The sequence below is a fragment of the Kitasatospora sp. NPDC018058 genome (assembly GCF_044327205.1).
GTDB lineage: Bacteria > Actinomycetota > Actinomycetes > Streptomycetales > Streptomycetaceae > Kitasatospora.
In genome coordinates this window covers 36274-57811 of record NZ_JBIRFA010000040.1, presented here as the reverse complement: position 1 = coordinate 57811, position 21538 = coordinate 36274, and the positions used below count along the sequence as shown (strand labels likewise).

16 protein-coding genes are annotated in these 21538 nt (G+C 73.0%); 12 read left to right on the top strand and 4 right to left on the bottom strand.

The genetic code is table 11. From position 1 onward, the window contains the following. Positions 1–288: 288 nt before the first annotated feature. Positions 289–1644 (bottom strand): 4-aminobutyrate--2-oxoglutarate transaminase, encoded by a 1356-nt coding sequence (gene gabT / locus ACH4E7_RS36235; protein WP_396253438.1) that lies wholly within the window; start codon positions 1642–1644, stop codon positions 289–291. A 244-nt stretch (positions 1645–1888) separates the two neighbouring features. Here gabT and ACH4E7_RS36230 point away from each other — a divergent pair, with 244 nt between their 5' ends. The 3 genes from ACH4E7_RS36230 (at position 1889) to ACH4E7_RS36220 (ending at position 7270) form a co-directional block, all read left to right on the top strand. Then, positions 1889–3952 (top strand): ATP-binding protein, encoded by a 2064-nt coding sequence (locus ACH4E7_RS36230; protein ID WP_396253437.1) that lies wholly within the window; start codon positions 1889–1891, stop codon positions 3950–3952. Between the two features lie 165 nt (positions 3953–4117). Then, the gene (locus ACH4E7_RS36225; RefSeq protein WP_396253436.1) at positions 4118–5683 is read left to right on the top strand and encodes a PucR family transcriptional regulator; all 1566 of its coding nucleotides are present in this window, start codon (positions 4118–4120) and stop codon (positions 5681–5683) included. A 144-nt stretch (positions 5684–5827) separates the two neighbouring features. Continuing rightward, positions 5828–7270 carry an aldehyde dehydrogenase family protein gene (locus tag ACH4E7_RS36220; RefSeq protein WP_396253435.1) on the top strand — a complete coding sequence of 481 codons (1443 nt, stop codon included), beginning with the start codon at positions 5828–5830 and terminating at the stop codon, positions 7268–7270. A 71-nt stretch (positions 7271–7341) separates the two neighbouring features. Here ACH4E7_RS36220 and ACH4E7_RS36215 read toward each other — a convergent pair whose 3' ends face one another. Next, positions 7342–8010, bottom strand: a complete 669-nt coding sequence (locus ACH4E7_RS36215) for an NAD(P)H-binding protein (protein WP_396253434.1) — start codon at positions 8008–8010, stop codon at positions 7342–7344. 69 nt (positions 8011–8079) lie between these two features. Here ACH4E7_RS36215 and dxr point away from each other — a divergent pair, with 69 nt between their 5' ends. The 5 genes from dxr (at position 8080) to ACH4E7_RS36190 (ending at position 13748) form a co-directional block, all read left to right on the top strand. Continuing rightward, a complete protein-coding gene (dxr, locus tag ACH4E7_RS36210) occupies positions 8080–9309 on the top strand; it encodes a 1-deoxy-D-xylulose-5-phosphate reductoisomerase (protein ID WP_355674590.1) in 1230 nt (409 codons plus the stop codon). A gap of 93 nt (positions 9310–9402) precedes the next feature. Continuing rightward, positions 9403–10707 carry a M50 family metallopeptidase gene (locus ACH4E7_RS36205; protein ID WP_396253433.1) on the top strand — a complete coding sequence of 435 codons (1305 nt, stop codon included), beginning with the start codon at positions 9403–9405 and terminating at the stop codon, positions 10705–10707. A 144-nt stretch (positions 10708–10851) separates the two neighbouring features. Beyond that, positions 10852–12012, top strand: a complete 1161-nt coding sequence (gene ispG, locus ACH4E7_RS36200) for a flavodoxin-dependent (E)-4-hydroxy-3-methylbut-2-enyl-diphosphate synthase (protein WP_355674588.1) — start codon at positions 10852–10854, stop codon at positions 12010–12012. 151 nt (positions 12013–12163) lie between these two features. Then, positions 12164–13057, top strand: a complete 894-nt coding sequence (locus ACH4E7_RS36195) for a GNAT family N-acetyltransferase (protein WP_396253432.1) — start codon at positions 12164–12166, stop codon at positions 13055–13057. Between the two features lie 133 nt (positions 13058–13190). After that, a complete protein-coding gene (locus ACH4E7_RS36190) occupies positions 13191–13748 on the top strand; it encodes a GNAT family N-acetyltransferase (RefSeq protein WP_396253431.1) in 558 nt (185 codons plus the stop codon). A gap of 41 nt (positions 13749–13789) precedes the next feature. On the opposite strand, the gene ACH4E7_RS36185 is transcribed toward ACH4E7_RS36190, so the two are convergent. After that, positions 13790–14716 (bottom strand): aminoglycoside phosphotransferase family protein, encoded by a 927-nt coding sequence (locus ACH4E7_RS36185; RefSeq protein WP_396253430.1) that lies wholly within the window; start codon positions 14714–14716, stop codon positions 13790–13792. 194 nt (positions 14717–14910) lie between these two features. Further along, positions 14911–15903, bottom strand: coding sequence for a ferritin-like domain-containing protein (locus tag ACH4E7_RS36180; RefSeq protein WP_396253453.1), 993 nt, complete (start codon positions 15901–15903; stop codon positions 14911–14913). 303 nt (positions 15904–16206) lie between these two features. Here ACH4E7_RS36180 and rimP point away from each other — a divergent pair, with 303 nt between their 5' ends. From rimP to infB, 4 genes are all read left to right on the top strand, one after another. Then, complete coding sequence (rimP, locus tag ACH4E7_RS36175; protein ID WP_396253429.1) at positions 16207–16746, top strand: ribosome maturation factor RimP; 540 nt, start codon at positions 16207–16209, stop codon at positions 16744–16746. Positions 16747–16799: 53 nt separating this feature from the next. Continuing rightward, positions 16800–17804 carry a transcription termination factor NusA gene (gene nusA / locus ACH4E7_RS36170; RefSeq protein ID WP_355674583.1) on the top strand — a complete coding sequence of 335 codons (1005 nt, stop codon included), beginning with the start codon at positions 16800–16802 and terminating at the stop codon, positions 17802–17804. 101 nt (positions 17805–17905) lie between these two features. Beyond that, positions 17906–18217: a YlxR family protein gene (locus ACH4E7_RS36165; protein WP_396253428.1), complete on the top strand. Its 312-nt coding sequence runs from the start codon at positions 17906–17908 to the stop codon at positions 18215–18217. A gap of 212 nt (positions 18218–18429) precedes the next feature. After that, positions 18430–21486 (top strand): translation initiation factor IF-2, encoded by a 3057-nt coding sequence (infB, locus tag ACH4E7_RS36160; RefSeq protein WP_396253427.1) that lies wholly within the window; start codon positions 18430–18432, stop codon positions 21484–21486. Positions 21487–21538 lie beyond the last annotated feature (52 nt).

Here is a 21538-nt window from a genome sequence, read left to right as displayed (position 1 = left end):
ACGCGGACCCGCCCCTGGGGGTGGCTCCGCCGGCAGCTCCGCCAATGGCTGAGGCTCGCTGTCCATCTGCGATGACACTACGTCACCCGCCCTTCCGCGCCGAGCGCCTTCAGCGATTCCGCACATCATCTTCACCCCGCCCCGGGCAGCCCTCCCGGCCGTCCCGTCGATCATGCCCGGCCGCCGAACCCCGATCCGTACAAACCGAACGGCCCGTGCGGACCAGAGGTCCCCACGGGCCGTTCAGCGCTGTCCGGACATCCCTCCGGCGGGCAGGTGGCGCCTGGATCAGGCGGCGGTGACACCCTGGAGCGCGAACGCGCCCTCGATGATGTCCAGGCCCTCGTTCAGCAGGTGCTCCGGCATGACCAGCGGCGGCAGGAAGCGCAGCACGTTGCCGTAGGTGCCGGCGGTCAGCACGACCAGGCCCTCGGCGTGGCAGGCCTTGGCGATGGCCGCGGTGGCCTCCGCGTTCGGCTCCTTGCCGCCCGGCTTCACCAGCTCGACGGCGATCATCGCGCCGCGGCCGCGGACGTCCCCGATGATGTCGAACTTCTCCTGCATCGAGCGCAGGCGGCCCAGCATGACCTCGCCGATCCGCTGTGCCTTGCCGACGAGGTCCTGCTCCTTCATGGTCTCGATGGCGCCCAGCGCGGCGGCGCAGGCCACCGGGTTGCCGCCGTAGGTGCCGCCCAGGCCGCCCGCGTGCGCGGCGTCCATGATCTCGGCGCGGCCGGTCACCGCGGCCAGCGGCAGACCACCGGCGATGCCCTTGGCGGTGGTGATCAGGTCCGGGACGATGCCCTCGTCCTCGCAGGCGAACCACTGGCCGGTGCGGCAGAAGCCGGTCTGGATCTCGTCGGCGACGAACACGATGCCGTTCGCCTGCGCGTACTCCACGATGGCCGGCAGGAAGCCCTTGGCCGGCTCGATGAAGCCGCCCTCGCCCTGGATCGGCTCGATGATGATCGCCGCGACGTTCTCGGCGCCGATCTGCTTGTTGATGATGTCGATCGCCTGCGCGGCGGCCTCGGCGGCGCAGTTCTCCGCACCGGTCAGCCAGCGGTACGGGTAGGCCACCGGCACCCGGTAGATCTCCGGGGCGAACGGACCGAAGCCCTGCTTGTACGGCATGTTCTTCGCCGTCAGGCCCATGGTCAGGTTGGTGCGGCCGTGGTAGCCGTGGTCGAACACCACGACGGCGGTGCGCTTGGTGTAGGCGCGGGCGATCTTCACCGCGTTCTCGACCGCCTCGGCGCCCGAGTTGAACAGCGCCGTGCGCTTCTCGTGGTCGCCCGGGGTCAGCTCGTTCAGCTGCTCGGCGACGGCCACGTAACCCTCGTACGGGGTCACCATGAAGCAGGTGTGGGTGAAGGCGGCCAGCTGCTCGCTCGCCTTGGCCACCACGGCCTCGGCGCTGTTGCCGACGTTGGTCACGGCGATGCCGGAGCCGAAGTCGATCAGCGAGTTGCCGTCCACGTCCTCCAGCACACCGCCGTTGGCACGGGTGACGTACACCGGCAGGGTGGTGCCGACGCCGGCCGCCACCGCACCCAGCTTGCGGGCCTGCAGCTCCTGCGACTTCGGACCGGGGATCGCGGTGACCAGGCGGCGCTCCTGCGGGAGCGGCGTTACGGCGCTCATGGGTATCTCCAGACTTCTCGGCTCGGTGCTTCGCAGGCTACGGCCGCCGTCCCCGACCAGGCATGCGCCACTCGGTAGCACTGCGCCGTCCGACTTGTCCGACGCGGCCAGCGCGGGTGGCGCGACTACTCGCAGACCCCGCTCCACTACCCTGAGCGCGGGCGTGTCGCCGGTACGGCGGCATGGGTATGGCGGCACCGACGGCGGTCGGGCCGGGCGGGCGGGCGAGGGAGCGGGGCCGTACATGGCACAGGACGGGTCACACCACCACGGCGAGCGCACCACCACCAGACCCCCCACCCCCCTTCCCCACCAACGGCCCGGCGCGCCCGCCTTCGACCTCGCCGACTGGGCCACCGCCCCGCGCCCCGACGCCGGACCCGGCGTCTACCGGCTCGGCTACCGCCGTATCGACCCGGAGCGCGCCGAGGCGGCCAAGGTCCCGACCTGGCCGCTGCTGCTGCGGGCGGGGCTCAACGCGGTGGTGGGGTGGTTGGCCTTTGTCTACGGCGTCGAGTTCGCGAAGGACGGAACCACTCTCATCGGTGTCCTGCCGTCCCAGTCGGCCTTCGTCGCCACGTCCGTGGTGCTGACCTTGAACGTCCTCGTGCTGGGTGCCGTCATCAAGGTCTTCGGCCGGATGGGCCGCTGGCCCGAGGTGTGGCGCCGCTACGTCGCCCCGCTGCTGTCCCGCACGGTGACCCAGGAGACGCCCGGCGAGGAGGACGGTGCGGCGGCGGAGGCCACCCGCGGGCAGGACCCCTGGGCCAGGCTGCGCCAGGGTGGGGCGACCGAGGCGGCGGCGCGGCTGGACGCCGAGGCGGTCGGCGACGTCGACTACGTGCGGATCCAGCGGGCCTGGGAGTCCGCGCAGGCGGATCCGGTGTTCGTGCCCGCCTTCACCGAGCAGGTGGCCGCCCGCGGTGCGGCGGCGTTCGCCCATCCCTCGGAGGCGCGTGAGCTGCCCGGCCGGGCCCGGCGGCATGATCTGCTGCTCGGTCAGGTCTGCCTCGGCGTTGCCCAGGACGTGCCGAAGAACCCACTGAGCCACCGGGCGGCCGGCTTCGCGTTGGATCCGGCGGTGCTGGGCACCTCGCTGCTGGCGGTCGGCCCGGCCGGCACCGGGAAGACCGCGCGGCTGGCCCGGCCGGTGGCCGAGGCGCTGTGCCTGCAGGCGCTGGCCGGCACCGCGTGCGCGGTGGTGGTCGGGGCGGCGGACGCCGACCTCGGCCCGGACGCCTGGTACGACGTGGTGATCACCCCCGGCGACCCGGCCTCGGTGTACGGGCTGGACCTCTACGGTGTGGCGCAGGACCCGGACGAGGCGGCCGCCCGACTGGCCGACGCCCTGCTGCCGGACGAGCTGACGGCCCGCGCCGAGAACGCCAGGACGGCGCTGCAGCAGGTGGTCGGCCCGTTCCACGCCGCGTTCCGCCGCTACCCGGGGGTGCGCGAGCTGCGCGCGCTGCTGAGCGGGGACCCGGACACGCTGGCGGCGCTGGTGAAGGGGCTCGGTGCGGCCGGTCGGCTGGCTGTGTACGAGCGGGACCTGGAGCACCGGGAGCGCCAGCGCGGCCGGGCGGACGACCCCGGGGCGCTGCTCGCGGACCGGCTGGCACTGCTGGACCGGCCCGCCTTCGAGGGCGCCTTCGCGACCGACGGTGGCGGCCGCCCCCCGTTCGCGATGCGGGTGTTGGACCACCCGCTGCGGGTCCGGGTGAAGCTGCCGGAGCGCAGCCACCCGGAGGCCGCCCGGATGCTGTCCCGGCTGGTGGTGGGTCAGTTCGTGCAGGCGGCCGGCTCCCGCGAGGACCGCTCGCTGTTCGCCGGGCTGGTGGTGGACGACGCCTCCGCCGCGCTGGACGCCGGTTCCGTTCGCGGCCTGCAGGGGATGCGCGGTGCGAACGCGGGCACGGTGCTGTTGCTGCGGACGCTGGTGGAGCTGCCGGAGGCGCTGAGGGCGCCGCTGTTCGGTGCGGTCGGCTGCCGGATGGCCTTCCCGGGCATCGCGCCGTGGGACGGTCGGCTGTTCTCGGAGGCCTGGGGGACGCACCTGGTGCAGGAGACCGCGGTGACCCACACGCCCGACACCTCCGGCGGAGTGATAAGGCGCGCCGGCCGTATCGGGCGGAAGGCCCTGTCGGGTACGACGGCGCAGACCGAGTCCGTGACGACGCGGGATGTGGAGCGGTTGCGGTGGTCGCCGTCGGATCTGGCGCACGCGTTGCCGGCGGGGCACGCGGTGGTGTCGCTGACGGCGGTGTCGGGGGAGCAGGTGCCGCCGTTGTTGGTGGACTTGCGGGGGTGAGCCGGGGGCCGCGGAGGGGGTGGGAGGGAAGTCGCCTTCGAGGTGGATTCGGCAGTGCTGGTTGTCCGGGGCGTCCATAATGAAGGGGAGAGACCCTCACCAGTCCCACATCCCTCTCCTCGCCCGGCCGCAACGGCGCGGTCAGGTCGACCCCCCGAAGGTGCCATGCCCCCCACACTCGCCTCCGTCGTCCGCAACAGTTCGCTCCATCTGACGGTGCTCGCCGGCGCGGACCACCTGGAGCGGCCGGTCCGCTGGGTGCACACCAGTGAGCTGGACGACCCGACGCCGTTCCTGGAGGGTGGCGAGCTGCTGCTCACCACCGGTATCAAGCTGGGCCGGACGGCGGCGCAGCTGCAGGCGTACGTGCACCGGCTGGCCGACGCCGGGGTCGTGGGGCTGGGGCTGGGGGTGGGGCTGTCGCACACCGAGGTGCCGCAGCCGCTGGTGGATGCGGCGGCGCAGCGGGGGCTGCCGCTGCTGCGGGTGCCGGAGCCGACGCCGTTCATCGCGATCAGCAAGGTGGTGTCGGCGGCGCTGGCCGCGGAGCAGTACGAGGCGGTGACGACGAGCTTCGAGGCGCAGGAGGAGCTGACCCGGGCGGCGCTCGGCAAGGACGGTACGACGGCCGTGGTGCGCCGGTTGGCGGCGCGGCTGGGGGGCTGGGCGGCGCTGTACGACGGGTCGGGCGCGCTGTCGGTGGTGGCGCCGGACTGGGCGGCCCGCCGGGCGGGGCGGCTGGCGGCGGAGGTGGACCGGCTGCGTCGGCGGCCGGCGCCGTCGAGTGCCGCGCTGCAGGGGCGTGCGCCGGGGATAGACACGGCGGACGAGGACTACGTGGTGGTCCAGTCGCTGGGGGCGGACCGGCGGGCCCGGGGTTTCCTGGCGGTCGGGACCGAGGACCGGATCACGCCGACCGAGCGGTACGTGCTGAACGCGGCGGTGGCGCTGCTGACCCTCACCCTGGAGCGCTCGCGCGAGCTGCGGCAGGCGGAGGAGCGGATGGGTGCGGCGCTGCTGCGGATGGTGCTGGCGGGCGAGGTGGCGACGGCCCGTCAGGTGGCGGTGGGGCTGTTCGGCGGCCTGCCGGAGGGGACGATACGGGTCCTGGTGGCCGGGTCCGGGCCGAACGCGGACGCCGCGGAGGCGCTCGCGGAGCTGGGTGACCGGGCCGAGCAGGCGGGGTCCCGGGTGGGCGAGAAGCTGCTGGTGGCGCGGGAGGACGGCGCGCACGGGCCGCGGTTGATGGTGCTGGCGCTGGACAACGGCGCGGTGCACCGGGCGTGTCTGGGCGCGGTGGAGGAGCACGAGGGCCTGTCGCTGGGCGTCTCGGCGCCGGCGTCCCTGGAGGAGGCCGGTACGGCGCACGCGCAGGCGGAGCGGGCGTTGGCGGTGGCGCTGCGCGGTGGCCGGCGGTCGGTGGACCACGAGGAGGTCGGCGCGGGTTCGCTGCTGCCGCTGCTCGGGGAGGACGCGGTGACGGCGTTCGCGGAGGGGCTGCTGCGGCCGTTGCGCGAGCACGACCGGACGGCCCGCGGTGACCTGGTGGCCTCGCTGCGGGCGTGGCTGTCCCGGCACGGTCAGTGGGACGCGGCGGCGGCCGACCTCGGGGTGCACCGGCACACGCTGCGCTACCGGATGCGCCGGGTCGAGGAGCTGCTGGGCCGTTCGCTGGACGACACCGATGTGCGGATGGAGCTGTGGCTGGCGCTCCGCTCCGGGGAGGAATAGAACACCGGCCTGGACGCTGTGGAGTGGCCCCGGAGCCGAACGCTCCTAGTCGGCCAATCCGGTCTGTGCGCCCTCGCACCTACCCTCGGGTTCGGGTCCCACGCCTGTGGGCCGTACGACGACGAGGAGAGGGCCGGTACCACGGTGACCACCACGTACGATTTCTGGCTCGCCGGCCGCCGGGCGAGCGGTGACACCGACTTCGAGGTGCACAACAGCTGGGACGGCCGTCTGGTCGGCAAGGTCAGCATCCCGACCGAGGCGCAGGTCGAGGAGGCGCTGGACGCCGCCGTCGCCGCGCTGCCGGTGTTCGCCGCGACCCCGGCGCACCAGCGGGCCGCCGCCCTGGACCACGTGGCCAAGCGGCTGACCGAGCGCACCGAGGAGCTCGCCCAGCTGATCACCGCCGAGAACGGCAAGCCGATCAAGTGGGCCCGCGGCGAGGTCGGCCGCGCGGTGTCGGTCTTCCGCTGGGCCGCCGAGGAGGCGCGCCGCACCAACGGCGAGACGATGCGGCTGGACACCGACCCGGGCGGCGTGGGCCGTTTCGCGCTGGTGCGCCGCTTCCCGCGCGGTGTGGTGCTGGGGATCGCCCCGTTCAACTTCCCGCTGAACCTGGTCGCCCACAAGGTCGCCCCGGCGCTCGCGGTCGGTGCCCCGATCATCCTCAAGCCGGCCCCGGCGACCCCGCTGTCGGCGATGGTGCTGGGCGAGATCCTGGCCGAGACCGACCTGCCGGTCGGCTCCTGGTCGATCCTGACCGTGCCGAACGACCGGATGCCGGCCCTGGTGCAGGACAAGCGCCTGCCGGTGATCTCCTTCACCGGTTCGGACAGGGTCGGCTACCAGATCATGGACTCGGTGCCGCGCAAGCACACCACCCTGGAGCTGGGCGGCAACGCCGCGGCCGTGGTGCTCGCCGACTGGTCCTCGGAGGCCGACCTGGACTGGGCGGCCACCCGGATCGCGATGTTCGCCAACTACCAGGGCGGCCAGTCCTGCATCTCGGTGCAGCGGGTGATCGCCGACGCGTCGGTGTACGACGCGCTGGTGGAGAAGGTCGTGGCCAAGGTCAAGGCCCAGGTCACCGGTGACCCCAACGACGACGCGACGGACGTCGGCCCGCTGGTCGACGAGAACGCCGCCAAGCGGGTGGAGTCCTGGGTGGAGGACGCGGTCGCCAAGGGCGCCAAGGTGCTCACCGGCGGCACCCGCGAGGGCGCGACCTACGCCCCGACCGTGCTGGCCGAGCTGCCCGCCGACGCGATCCTGGCCAAGGCCGAGGTGTTCGGCCCGGTGCTGTCGCTGCACAAGGTGGACGGCGTGGCCGAGGCCTTCGCGGCCGTCAACGACTCGCCGTTCGGTCTGCAGGCGGGCGTGTTCACGCACGACCTGCAGACCGCCTTCCGCGCCCACCGGGAGCTGGAGGTCGGCGGCGTGGTCATCGGCGACGCGCCGTCCTACCGCGCCGACCAGATGCCGTACGGCGGCGTCAAGGACTCCGGCGTCGGCCGTGAGGGCGTCAAGTACGCGATGGACGACTACACCGTCGAGAAGGTCATGGTCCTGACCGGCCTCGACCTCTGACCCGCCTCGGCCTCTGACGGGGCCAGCCGACGCAGGGCCCGGTTCGTCTCGGACCGGGCCCTGCGTCGCGTTCAGCCGTCGTGTCCGGCCGCCGCGGCGACCGCCTCGGCGATCGTGGCGTTCCCGGCGACCAGCTCCAGGGTCTGCCCGGCGGTGCCGGGCTCGCGCAGCAGCGCGGCCAGCACGGCGGCCACGTCGGCCCGGTCGACCGCGCCGCGGGCCACCGAGGGGGCGAGCCGGACCAGCCCGGCGCCGGGGCCGTCGGTGAGCTGCCCGGGGCGCAGCACCGTCCAGTCGAGGGTGGTGCGGGAGCGGACCGCGTCGTCGGCGGCGCCCTTGGCCCGCAGGTAGGTCTCGAAGACCGCGTCGTCGGGGTGGTGGGCGGCCGCGTCGGCGCCCATCGAGGAGACCATCAGGTACCGCCGTACGCCCGCGAGCTCGGCGGCGTCGGCGAGCAGGACGGCCGCGTCGCGGTCGACGGTGTTCTTGCGGGCGGCGCCGCTGCCCGGTCCGGCGCCGGCGGCGAAGACCACCGCGTCGGTGTCGGCGAGCAGGGCGGCGAGTTGCGGGGCGGTCGCGGACTCCAGGTCGAGCAGCAGCGGCTCGGCGCCGGCGTCGACGAGGTCCTGGGCCTGTTCGGGGCGGCGGATGATCCCGGCCGGGCGGTCGCCGCGGTCGGCGAGCAGCCGTTCCAGCTTCAGCGCGATCTGTCCGTGGCCCCCGGCGATGACGGTACGCATGGCTTCGACGGTAGTCCGAAGGGTCGGCGGTCGTCCCGGGGAGTGCCGCGAACAGGACACAATGGGCGCATGACTTCGCTCGCCCACCCGCAGCTGCGTTTCACGCCCACCGTGGCGGACCCCTCAGGCCCCAGGGAGCTGGTGATCCTCGGTTCCACCGGTTCGATCGGCACCCAGGCCATCGACGTGGTGCTCCGCAACCCGGACCGCTTCCGGGTGGTCGCCCTGTCGGCGGCCGGCGGCCGGGTGGAGCTGCTCGCCGAGCAGGCGCTGCGGCTGGGCGTGCACACCGTGGCGGTGGCCGATCCGGCGGCCGAGTCGGCGCTGCGTGAGGCGCTGGCCGCGAAGGCGGCGGGCCGTGCGCTGCCGGCCGTGCTGGTGGGGCCGGACGCGGCGACGGAGCTGGCCGGGATGGAGTGCCACTCGGTGCTGAACGGCATCACCGGTTCGATCGGCCTGCGGCCGACGCTGGCCGCGCTGAAGGCGGGCCGGGTGCTGGTGCTGGCGAACAAGGAGTCGCTGATCGTCGGCGGCCCGCTGGTGAAGGCGGTGGCGAAGCCGGGCCAGATCGTGCCGGTGGACTCCGAGCACGCGGCGCTGTTCCAGGCGCTGGCCGGCGGCACCCGGGCCGAGGTCCGCAAGCTGGTGGTGACCGCGAGCGGTGGCCCGTTCCGCACCCGGACCCGGGAGCAGCTGGCCGGGGTGACCCCGCAGGACGCGCTGGCGCACCCGACCTGGGCGATGGGCCCGGTCGTCACGATCAACTCGGCCACCCTGGTCAACAAGGGCCTGGAGGTGATCGAGGCGCACCTGCTGTACGACGTGCCGTTCGACCGGATCGAGGTTGTGGTCCATCCGCAGTCGGTGGTGCACTCGATGGTGGAGTTCACCGACGGTTCGACCTTGGCGCAGGCCAGCCCGCCGGACATGCGGATGCCGATCGCGCTGGGGATCGGCTGGCCGGACCGGGTGCCGGACGCCGCCCCGGCCTGTGACTGGACCAAGGCCGCGACCTGGGAGTTCTTCCCGCTGGACAACGAGGCCTTCCCGGCGGTCGAGCTGGCCCGCGAGGTGGGCACGCTGGGCGGTACGGCGCCGGCGGTGTTCAACGCGGCCAATGAGGAGTGTGTGGAGGCCTTCCTGAAGGGCCGCCTCGCCTTCACCGGGATCGTGGACACTGTTGCCAAGGTCGTGGCGGAGCACGGTGCGCCGGCGGCGGGAACTTCCCTGACGGTGGAGGACGTCCTGCACGCGGAGGACTGGGCGCGCGCCCGGGCCCGCGAGCTGGCGGCGGGCTGACGGACCGGCCCGCGGCACCGGCGGTATTCCCGGCGCGGCACGAAACGCGGTACGACGAGACGATGAGCGGAGCAGCATGACGGAGGGCCAGCGGTGGCAACGGTTTTGACGGTGGTCGGCATCCTGGTCTTCGTGGTCGGGCTGCTCATCTCGATTGCCTGGCACGAGCTCGGCCACCTCTCCACGGCCAAGCTGTTCGGCATCCGGGTGCCGCAGTACATGGTCGGCTTCGGCCCGACCATCTGGTCCCGCCGGAAGGGCGAGACCGAGTACGGCATCAAGGCGATCCCGTTCGGCGGGTACATCCGGATGATCGGGATGTTCCCGCCGGGCGAGGACGGCCGGATCACCAAGCGCAGCAGTTCGCCCTGGCGGACCATGATCGAGGACGCCCGTGAGGCCTCCTACGAGGAGCTCCAGGAGGGTGACGAGAACCGGCTGTTCTACACCCGCAAGCCCTGGAAGCGGATCATCGTCATGTTCGCCGGGCCGTTCATGAACCTGATCCTGGCGTTCGGGCTGTTCCTGACCGTCATGATGGGCTTCGGCGTCTCGATGCCGGTGCCGACCATCGGCTCGGTGGCCGCGTGCGTCGTCAAGGCCGGCCAGCCCACCGACGTGTGCCCCGCCGACGCGCCCAAGACCCCGGCCAACGAGGTGGGCCTGCGCCAGGGGGACAAGGTGCTCTCCTTCGACGGCGACCGGATCCGCGACTACGACCAGCTCCAGGCGGACATCCGGAAGTCGGCCGGCAAGAAGGTGGAGATCGTCGTGGAGCGCGGCGGCCAGCGGGTCACCTTCACGCCCACCATCGCCGTCAACGACGTGCAGAAGTACGACGGCAACGGCGTGCCGGTGAAGGGCCAGACCGTCCAGGCGGGGTTCCTCGGGTTCACCCCCAAGAGGGAAACCGTCCAGCAGACCTTCGGGCAGTCCGTGGACCGGATGGCCGACATGGCGGAGAACGGCGTGAAGTCGCTGGCCGCCCTGCCCGGCAAGATCCCCGGCCTGTGGAACGCCGTCGTGGGCGACGCCCCGCGCGACCCGGACTCACCGATCGGCATGGTCGGCGCGGCCCGGGTCAGCGGTGAGGTCTTCTCCCTCGACGAGTCGGCCACCCAGCGGGTCGCGATCTTCGTGAATCTGCTGGCCGGCATCAACCTGTCGCTCTTCCTGTTCAACATGCTGCCGCTGCTCCCGCTGGACGGCGGCCACATCGCCGGCGCCGCCTGGGAGGCCGTCCGCCGCCGGTTCGCACGGATGTTCCGCCGGCCCGACCCGGGCCCCTTCGACGTCGCCAAGCTGATGCCGGTCGCCTACGTCGTGGCCAGCGTCTTCATCGGCTTCACCCTGCTGGTGATGGTCGCCGACCTGGTGAACCCGGTGAAGATCGGCTAGGGCCTTCAGGGACGGCGGGTGTGCTGGGGGCCCGGACCGTGCCGTACCGTGGAGGCCGGGTGCGCGATCGTCAGCGCGCCCGGCCCCGGCCGTCCCAGCGGCCGGGCGGTCGACCACACCTCAACCCCGGGGAACCCTGCGCACATGACCGCGATCTCGCTCGGTATTCCGTCCCTGCCGCTCAAGCCGCTGGCCAAGCGGCGCTACTCCCGGCAGATCATGGTCGGCAACGTGCCGGTCGGCGGTGACGCCCCCGTCTCGGTGCAGTCGATGACCACCACCGTCACCTCGGACATCAACGCGACGCTGCAGCAGATCGCCCAGCTCACTGCGTCCGGCTGCCAGATCGTCCGGGTCGCGGTCCCCTCCCAGGACGACGCCGACGCGCTGCCGATCATCGCCAAGAAGTCGCAGATCCCGGTCATCGCCGACATCCACTTCCAGCCGAAGTACGTCTTCGCGGCGATCGACGCCGGCTGCGCGGCCGTGCGCGTCAACCCGGGCAACATCAAGGCCTTCGACGACAAGGTCGGTGAGATCGCCAAGGCCGCCAAGGACGCCGGGGTACCGATCCGGATCGGCGTCAACGCCGGCTCGCTCGACAAGCGCCTGCTGGAGAAGTACGGCAAGGCCACCCCGGAGGCGCTGGTCGAGTCCGCGCTGTGGGAGTGCTCGCTGTTCGAGGAGCACGACTTCCGCGACATCAAGATCTCGGTCAAGCACAACGACCCGGTCGTGATGATCCAGGCCTACCGGCAGCTCGCCGCCGCCTGCGACTACCCGCTGCACCTCGGTGTGACCGAGGCCGGGCCGGCCTTCCAGGGCACCATCAAGTCCGCGGTCGCCTTCGGCGCGCTGCTCGCCGAGGGCATCGGCGACACCATCCGGGTCTCGCTGTCGGCTCCGCCGGCCGAGGAGATCAAGGTCGGCACCCAGATCCTGGAGTCCCTCGGGCTGCGCCAGCGCGGGCTGGAGATCGTCTCCTGCCCGTCCTGCGGTCGCGCCCAGGTCGACGTCTACAAGCTCGCGGAGGAGGTCACCGCCGGGCTGGAGGGCATGGAGGTACCGCTGCGGGTCGCCGTCATGGGCTGCGTCGTGAACGGCCCGGGCGAGGCGCGCGAGGCCGACCTCGGGGTCGCCTCCGGCAACGGCAAGGGCCAGATCTTCGTCAAGGGGCAGGTGATCAAGACCGTTCCCGAGTCGAAGATCGTCGAGACCCTGATCGAGGAGGCGCTCAAGCTCGCCGAGCAGATGCAGGAGGAGGGCGTCGAGGCCGGTTCGCCGACCGTCGTCGCCGCGGAGTGACCGTCCGGGCCGGACACGTCCGGCCCGAACGCAACTGCAGCGCAGTTTTCCGGAAGCGGGGCCGTCCGTTCGCGGACGGCCCCGCAGCCGTAGCCGGGTGGGGCCACGGAGTAGGGTGCGGCCAGAGTCGTCTCAGTGAGGTGCGGTCTCGATGCTCGATCGAGGTGTGATTCTCCCCAGCTCCTTCCAGGCCGTCCGGGCCCTGGCCACCACCCGCGTGCTGGAACCGTCGGATCTCGCGGACGCCCTGGAGATCCTCCACCGCGACCCGGTCGGCAACGCCTTCGTCGCCACCCGGGTCGAGGCCGTCGGGCTGGACCCGTGGCGGTTGGGTGGGGAGATGTGGGGCTGGTACGACGGGGGCGGCGTGCTGGACGCCATGTGCTACGCGGGGGCGAACCTCGTCCTGGTCAACGCCGGACCGGAGGCCGTCGCCGCCTTCGCCGAGCGGGCCCGGCGGCAGGGGCGGCGCTGCTCCTCGATCGTGGGGCTGGCCGAGGCGACCGCCGCCTTCTGGGCGCTGCTGGAGCGCAGTTGGGGGCCGGCCCGTGAAGTCCGGGGCCACCAGCCGCTGTTGGCGACCTCCTCGCCGTCGGCGGAGATCGCGCCCGACCCGCTGGTGCGGAGGGTGCGGCGCGACGAGGTCGAGACGCTGATGCCCGCGTGCGTGGCGATGTTCACCGAGGAGGTGGGGGTGTCGCCGCTGGCGGGGGACGGCGGGCTCCTCTACCAGGCCCGAGTGGCCGAACTCGTCTCCACCGGGCGGTCGTTCGCGCGGTTCACGGACGACGGGCAGGTGGTGTTCAAGGCGGAGATCGGGGCGGTGACGGAGGGGGCCTGCCAGATCCAGGGCGTCTGGGTGGCACCGGAGTACCGGGGGCAGGGGCTGTCCGAGACCGGGATGGCGGCGGTGCTGGACGTCGCGCTGCGGGAGGTGGCGCCGGTGGTCTCGCTGTACGTCAACGACTTCAACCTGCGGGCGCGGGCCGCCTATCGGCGGGTGGGGTTCCAGGAGGTCGGGGCGTTCATGAGCGTGCTGTTCTGAATGCTTCTCCGAGCGCTCTGCGGGTGCTTCTCCGAGCGCTTCCAGTGGGGGGCGCTGTTGTGGCGCGGTTCGCCGGGCGTCGGGTTCTGATCTTCGGCCGCGCCACGGGGCCGCTGGTAGTAACGTCCGGAGCATGGATCAGCTGACCGGGGTGACGATCGGGGCCATCGACCTTGCGGACTGGGCGCCGCAGGCGCTGGAGGTCCAGGCGGTGGCGTTCGGCCTCACGCCCGAGGAGGTCGCGGTACGGCTGCACATCGTGGGACGGCACGCCCAACAGCCCGGGGTGATCGCGTTCGGGGCGATGAGCGGGGGACGGCTGGTCGGGTTCGGGTACGGGATGCCGAACCAGCGGGAGCACTGGTGGAGCACGATCATCGAGCCCTATCTGACCGCCCGGGGGTACGGGGACTGGCTGGACGGGGTCTTCGCGGTCACCGAGCTGCACGTGCTGCCGGAGTTCCAGGGGCAGGGGGTCGGGACTCGGCTGATCCGGATGCTGTGCGAGACGTCGGGGCTGGACCGGAGCATCCTGTCGGCGATCGACGCGGAGACGCCGGCCCGGCGGCTGTACCGGGCGTTGGGATACCAGGACTTGGCCCGGGCGGTGCGGTTTCCGGCGACGGACCGGTTGTACGCGGTGATGGGGGCGCGGTTGCCTCTGCGGGTGCTCGGGGGTGGGCGGGTTTAGCCCGGGAGGCTCGTGCGGGTGTCCTGTGACGGGGGCGCTTTCTAGAGGTGCCCGGCGAACTCCAGGTAGAGCTCGGCGTCTTCGTGGCGGCCTGCGGCGAGGGCGCGGAGGGCCAGGTCGACGGAGCGGAAGAGGGTCCAGCCGCGCAGGCGGTCCTGGTCGACGTCGAGGGCGTCGGCGAGTTGGTGGAGCCGGCGGCGGACGGCGGCGGGGGCACCGGGGGAGCCGATCAGGGTGTCGGCGCGGTCCAGGGCGAGGCGGGCCAGGTCGTAGGCGCGCTCGCCGGCCAGCGGGCGGGGGTCGATGGCCAGCCAGGGGGCGCGGTCGGCGGCGAGGACGTTGCCGTGGTGGAAGTCGCCGTGCAGGAGGAAGGTCTCGGTGGCGGAGGCGGCCAGGGACTCGGCGGTGGCCAGGGCCTCGGTGATCAGGGACTGCGCGGCGGTGGCGGCGGGGTCGTCGCGGTGCCGGGTGAGGCGGGTGGCGGTGTCGGTGACCCGGCCGGCGGGGGTGGGGTAGGGGGCGGGCCCGTCGGGGAGCTCCACCCAGAGGCGGTGGAGCAGGCTGGTGGCCTCCAGCATGGCCTTGGGCTCGGCGAGGGAGCGCAGCGGGATCTCGCCGTGGAGGCGCTCCAGGAGGAGGACGCCCTCGGCGGGGTCGGCGTCGAGGAGGAGGACGGCGCCCCGGCCGGCCCAGTGGGTGAGGGCGGTGTGCTCGTGGGCGGTCTCGGGGGTGACCAGACCGGTCTTGAGAACGGCGGGGGAGAGGTCGTCGCGGTGGACGTAGCTGATCAGGCTGAGGCTGCCGCCGGGGTCCAGGGTGCGTTCGAGGGTGAGGTTCCAGCGGGCCAGGTGGGCGGCCGCCGTCTCGGGGAGGGTGGCCAGCCAGCGGCGGCCTTCCTCGCCTTGGGCGGCGGTGACGCTGTTGGTCAGCCAGGTGGGGATGGTGATGTGTGGTGCGTTTCCCGACATGCCCGGCCTTCCGGTTGATGCTCCCTTGGGGGTGGCCTGTCCATTGTCGGGGATGGAGGTGAAATCGCAGGTCAGTGGCGCGGGGTGTTTGTGTGGGGGTGGGCGCTCGGGAGGGTGGGCGCGGGGCGCTTCCGGGGGTGGGGCGGTTGCGTCGCGGGCGCGCGGGCTTCGCCCTGCGCGCCCGTCCTCCTGTGTCAGCTCTGGCGCGTGGCCGTCGGGGTGGGGACGGGTTCCGGGATGCCCGGGAAGGGGGTGTCGGGGGCGCCCCAGTGGTGGGCGCGGAGGGCGCAGTCGCGCAGGGCGGTGGCGGCGGTGGGGCGTTGGGGGGCGGGGAGGGCGGCGACGAGGTCGGCGTAGACGGCGGTGAGGCGGGTTTCCAGGTGGGCGGCGAGTTTGGCGGCGGTGGGGGCGTCGGTGACGGCGAAGGGGAGCTGGTAGCCGCCGGCGGCGGGGGTGGGGGTGGCGCCGAGGGTGGTGAGGAGGCGCTGCCAGGCGTCGCGTTGGGACTGGTGGGCGGCGTAGAAGGTGCGGGCGTCGGCGCGCTGTTGGTCTTCGGGGAGGTGGGCGCCGACGACGCCGTAGCCGTAGACGGCGGCGTGTTCGGCGCTGAGGGCGTTCTGGAGGGCGGGCAGGGAGGTGCCGGGGGTGGGGGTGGCGGAGGGGGACGGGGGAGTGGTCGGGGTGGCCTGGTCGTCGAGGGGGGCTCCGAGGGCGGCCGCGTGCAGGGTGTTGGAGGTGGCGACGGAGGCGAGCAGGCGGGCGAGGGGCGGCTGGACGGTGCCGAGGTCGGTGAGGTGGGCCTGGGCGGTCTGGCGTTCCAGGGCGGCCAGGGTGGCGGGGGTGTGGGTGGGGGTTGCCGCCGGGGTGGCGGGGGTGGGGGCCGGGGGGACGGAGGCGGCGGGTATGCCGTAGGCGAGGGCGGCGCGGTGTTGGACGGTGTCGGCGCGGAGGGGGTGGAGCAGGGCGGTCTGGGCGCCGGGGGTGGCGAGGGCGGCGTCGTACGCGGCCAGCAGGGTGTCGGTGGCGGCGATGGCGCGCAGGCGGGCGGGGTCGTCCAAATCGGGGCCGGGCCCCTTGTTGCCGGGCGTCACGTCGCTGCGGGGGTCGAACTCCGGGGAGCCGGTGCAGGCGGTGGTGAGGGTGATCAGCCCGAGGGCCAGGAAGGTCCGTCGGCTGTGCGGCTGCATCGGGGTCACTCCGGGGCGTGTACGGGAGGACGGCCTCCCCGCCTGCCCTCGTTGGCCTGAATCTTCGCAGAACCCCCACGATTGTGGGTGGGGATCGGGGGTGGGGTGTGGTGGGTGGGGCGGTGTGAGCTTGCTCGCAGTGGGTGGCGTCCGGCTGGTCGGGGGAGGTCCGGAATCGGTGGTTCGCGGCTTCACCGGCTAGGCTTTGGGCCGAGCTGCCGCGACCCGGTGTGCGCCCGTGGGGCGCGGAGGGCGCGGGGCGACCTTCTGACAACAGCAGACGCGGCCGAGGAGTCCACCCGGATGAGCACCACCCACACCGACCGGCTGCGCGCGTTGCTTGAGCCGCTGGCCGCGCAGGCCGGACTGGACCTGGAGGACGTCAAGGTCACCAAGGCGGGCAGCCGCCGGCAGGTGCAGATCGACGTCGACACGGACGGCGGCGTGGACATGGACACCATCGCCGAGTTCAGCCGGGTGGTCGGTGAGGCCCTGGACGCGTCGGATCTGATGGGCGAGGAGCCCTACCTGCTGGAGGTCGGCTCGCCGGGTGCGGAGCGTCCGCTGGTCCTGCCCCGGCACTGGCAGCGCGCCGAGGGCCGGCTCGCCAAGATCCACCTGGTCGACGGCGGGGAGATCGTCGCCCGGGTGCTGGAGGCGGACGAGGACGGCGCGCTGGTCGAGGTGCAGCCGGTGAAGGGGCGCGGCCGTCCGAAGGAGCGCCGTCTGGAGTACGGCGAGGTGGCCCGGGCGCGGGTCCAGGTGGAGTTCAACCGCAAGGACGACGAGAAGCTCCTGGACGAGGCCGCCGACTTCGACGAGGGGGACGACGGCGCCGAGTGAGCCGGCCGCCGTACGACCATGATGAACGTGACGAAAGACGAGGAGGCGTAGCCGTGGACATCGACATGAGTGCCCTGCGCACGCTGGTCAACGAGAAGAACATCCCCTTCGACCTGCTGGTCGAGTCCATCGAGTCCGCCCTCCTCACCGCGTACCACCGCACTGAGGGCTCGCGCCGCCGGGCCCGGGTGCACCTGGACCGCAAGAGCGGCCACGTGACGGTGTGGGCGATGGAGGACCCGGCGGAGCTGGACGAGGGCGTCGAGCCGAAGGAGTTCGACGACACCCCGAACGGCTTCGGCCGGATCGCCTCCAGCATCGGCATCCAGGTGATGATGCAGCGCCTGCGCGACGCCGCCGACGACCAGACCTTCGGCGAGTACGCGGGCAAGGAGGGCGACATCGTCACCGGTGTCGTCCAGCAGGGCAACGACCCGAAGAACGTGCTGGTCGACATCGGCAAGCTGGAGGCCATCCTGCCGCCGCAGGAGCAGGTCCCGGGCGAGGACTACCGGCACGGCACCCGGCTGAAGTGCTACGTGGTGGCGGTGCGCCGCGGCGTCCGCGGGCCGTCGGTGACGCTGTCGCGCACCCACCCGAGCCTGGTGAAGAAGCTGTTCGCGCTGGAGGTCCCGGAGATCGCGGACGGCAGCGTGGAGATCGCCGCGATCGCCCGTGAGGCCGGCCACCGGACCAAGATCGCGGTCTGGTCGCGCCGCGCCGGGTTGAACGCCAAGGGCGCCTGCATCGGTCCGATGGGTTCCCGGGTGCGCGCCGTGATGGGTGAGCTGCACGGCGAGAAGATCGACATCGTCGACTGGTCCGAGGACCCGCGCGAGATGGTCGCCGCGGCGCTGTCCCCCGCACGGGTGACCAGCGTGGAGATCGTGGACGCCGCCCAGCGCTCCGCACGGGTGATCGTGCCGGACTACCAGCTGTCGCTGGCGATCGGCAAGGAGGGGCAGAACGCCCGCCTGGCCGCGCGCCTCACCGGCTGGCGGATCGACATCCGGCCGGACACCGAGGGCCAGACCGAGGACAGCGGTCGCCCCGAATAGGAAAACGGGTGGCGGACACCCAGTGGTCGGTGTTGTCGTAGTCGTCCCCGCCGGTCCTCCGGATCTGCGGGGCGGCGCCATGTCGCTTCGGAGGGGTAGACTTGCCTTCGTCTGGCCGGACGCATGTCCGAGCACGCCCGGAACGCACCTGCGTGGGCTGCCGCAAGCGCGCGGCCAAGCACCAGCTGTTGCGTGTCACGGCGGTCGAGGGCGTCTGCGTCCCTGATCCCCGTGGTGCACTGCCGGGCCGGGGCGCACACCTGCATCCCGATTCGGCCTGCCTCGACCTCGCGGTCCGCCGTCGGGCGTTTCCCCGGGCCTTCCGGCTCCAGGGGGCGCTCGACACGGAGCGGCTCCGCGAGTTCATCGAGGAGCGGGCAGGTGGAGCCTCTCAGACGGGCCACCTTCCGTGACGGCCGCCGCTCACCGCGGCGGAGAACCACCGCAACAAGCACAGCGTTCGGGCAGCCGCGCGCCGTGCCACCAGTCAGGTACCTCGCGATGTGGAAGTAGGTCGAGATTGCGATGAGCACTCGATGAGTACGCGATGAGTACGCGATGGGTACGCCCATGAAGTAGCGACAGTCCGGCGGACGAGACCCCCGGACTCATAGACAGGAGTGAAGTGGCTAAGGTCCGGGTTTACGAACTCGCCAAGGAGCTTGGCTTGGAGAGCAAGGCCGTCATGGCCAAGCTCACCGAGCTCGGTGAGTTCGTCCGTTCGGCGTCCTCGACGATCGAGGCGCCGGTCGTGCGCAAGCTGACTGACGCGCTTGGTGTGTCCCCCACCGGTGGTGGCGCTGCCAAGCCGGGCCCGCGGAAGACCGCGGCGCCCCAGCCCGCGGCAGGTGCCGCGGGTGCACCCAAGCCGGGTGCCCCGACCCCGGGTCCGCGCCCTGGCGCGACCCCTGGTCCCCGTCCGACCCCGGCCGCTGCGGCTCCCGCCGCGCCGGCCGCCCCCGCCGCCCCGCGTCCGGGCGCGCCGACCCCGGGCCCGCGCCCGGCCGCGCGTCCCGCCGCTCCGGCGGCCCCGGTCGCGCCCGCGGCCGAGTTCTCCTCGCCGGCTCCGGCCGGTGACGCCCCGCGTCCGGCCGCCCAGGCCCCGCGTCCGGCCGGTCAGACCGGCGGCGCCCGTCCGGGCCCGCGTCCGGCCGGCCCGCGTCCGGGCAACAACCCGTTCACCTCGGGCAGCGCGACCGGCATGGCCCGCCCCGGCGACCGCCGTCCGGGCGCGCCGGGTGGCCGTCCGGGTGCTCCGGGCGCCCAGGGCGGCGACCGTCCGCGCCCCGGTGGCGACCGTCCGCGTCCGGCCGGTGCGCCGGGTGCCGGTGCCCCCCGTCCGGGTGGCGACCGTCCGCGTCCGGCCGGTGCGCCGGGTGCCGGTGCCCCCCGTCCGGGTGGTGCCCCCCGTCCCGACGGCATGCCGCGTCCGGCCGCGCCGCGTCCCGGCGGCCCGACCCCGTCCGGCATGCCGCGTCCGAACCCCGGCATGATGCCGCAGCGTCCGGCCGGCCCGCGTCCGGGTCCGGGTGGCCGTGGTCCGGGTGGCCCCGGCGGTCGTCCGGGTGCTCCGGGCGGTGCCCGTCCCGGCTTCCAGGGTCGTCCGGCCGGTCCGGGCTCGCGTCCGGCCGGTGGCGGCGGCTTCGGCGGCCCGCGTCCGGGTGGCGGTGCTCCCGGTGGCGGCGGCGGCTTCGGCGGCCCGCGTCCCGGTGGCTTCGGCGGTCGTCCCGGCGGCCCGGGTGCCCGTGGTGGCACGCAGGGCGCCTTCGGTCGTGGTCCGGGTGGTCGCCCGGCTCGCGGTCGCAAGTCGAAGCGGGCGAAGCGCCAGGAGTACGAGGCCATGCAGGCCCCGTCCGTCGGCGGTGTGATGCTGCCTCGCGGCAACGGCCAGACCGTTCGCCTGTCGAGCGGCGCCTCGCTGATGGACTTCGCGGAGAAGATCAACGCCAACCCGGCCGCGCTCGTCTCCGTCATGTTCAACCTCGGTGAGATGGTCACCGCGACCCAGTCGGTCTCCGACGCGACCCTCGAGCTGCTGGCCGGCGAGATGGGCTTCCAGCTGGAGATCGTCAGCCGGGACGACGAGGACCGCGAGTTGCTGGAGTCGTTCGACATCGACTTCGGTGCGAACGAGGGCGACGAGGACCAGCTGGCCCCGCGCCCGCCGGTCGTCACCGTCATGGGTCACGTCGACCACGGTAAGACCCGCCTGCTGGACGCCATCCGCAAGTCCAACGTGGTGGCCGGCGAGGCCGGTGGCATCACCCAGCACATCGGTGCCTACCAGGTGGTCACCGAGGTGAACGGCGAGCAGCGTCCGATCACCTTCCTCGACACCCCGGGTCACGAGGCGTTCTCCGCCATGCGTGCCCGTGGTGCCAAGTCCACCGACATCGCGATCCTGGTGGTCGCGGCCAACGACGGTGTCATGCCGCAGACGGTCGAGGCGCTGAACCACGCCAAGGCCGCCGGTGTGCCGATCGTGGTCGCCGTCAACAAGATCGACGTCGAGGGCGCCGACCCGACCAAGGTCCGCGGTCAGCTGACCGAGTTCGGCCTGGTGGCTGAGGAGTACGGCGGCGACACCATGTTCGTCGACATCTCCGCGCGCCAGGGTCTGCACATCGACCAGCTGCTGGAGGCCGTGGTCCTGACCGCGGACGCCTCGCTGGACCTGCGGGCCAACCCGGAGCAGGACGCGCAGGGTATCGCCATCGAGGCGCACCTGGACAAGGGCCGCGGTGCCATGGCGACCGTGCTGGTGCAGCGCGGTACGCTCCGCGTCGGCGACTCGATCGTCGTGGGCGACGCCTACGGCCGCGTCCGCGCGATGCTGGACGAGAACGGCAACAGCCTCTCCGAGGCCGGCCCGTCCCGCCCGGTGCTGCTGCTCGGTCTGACCTCGGTGCCCCGCGCCGGCGACAGCTTCATCGTCGTCGACGAGGACCGCACCGCCCGCCAGATCGCCGAGAAGCGCTCGGCCCGCGACCGCAACGCCGCCTTCGCGCAGCGTCGGGTCCGGGTGTCCCTGGAGGACCTGGACAAGGCCATCGCCGCCGGCTCCATCGAGCAGCTCAACCTCATCATCAAGGGTGACGTCTCCGGTTCGGTCGAGGCCCTTGAGGACGCCCTGGTCAAGCTGGACGTGGGCGAGGAGGTCGAGCTCCGGGTCCTGCACCGCGGTGTGGGTGCCATCACCGAGTCCGACGTGGACCTGGCGATGGGCTCGGACGCCATCATCATCGGCTTCAACGTGCGCGCCGAAGGCCGTGCGCGTACCGCGGCCGACAAGGAAGGCGTGGACGTCCGGTACTACTCGGTCATCTACCAGGCGATCGAGGAGATCGAGAACGCCCTCAAGGGCATGCTCAAGCCGGAGTACGAGGAGGTGCGCCTCGGCGCCGCGGAGATCCGCGAGGTCTTCCGCTCCTCCAAGTTCGGCAACATCGCCGGTGTCCTGGTCCGCGACGGCATCATCCGCCGCAACGCCAAGGCCCGCCTGCTGCGCGACGGCAAGGTCGTGGCGGAGAGCCTCACCATCGAGGGTCTGCGCCGCTTCAAGGACGACGCGACCGAGGTCCGCGAGGGCTTCGAGGCCGGTGTGACCCTGGGGTCGTTCAACGACATCAAGGTCGAGGACATCATCGAGACCTACGAGATGCGCGAGAAGCCGCGCGCGTAGTCGCTGGTCACCGGGGCCGGTCGACGGGTGGTATTTCCGTCGACCGGCCCCG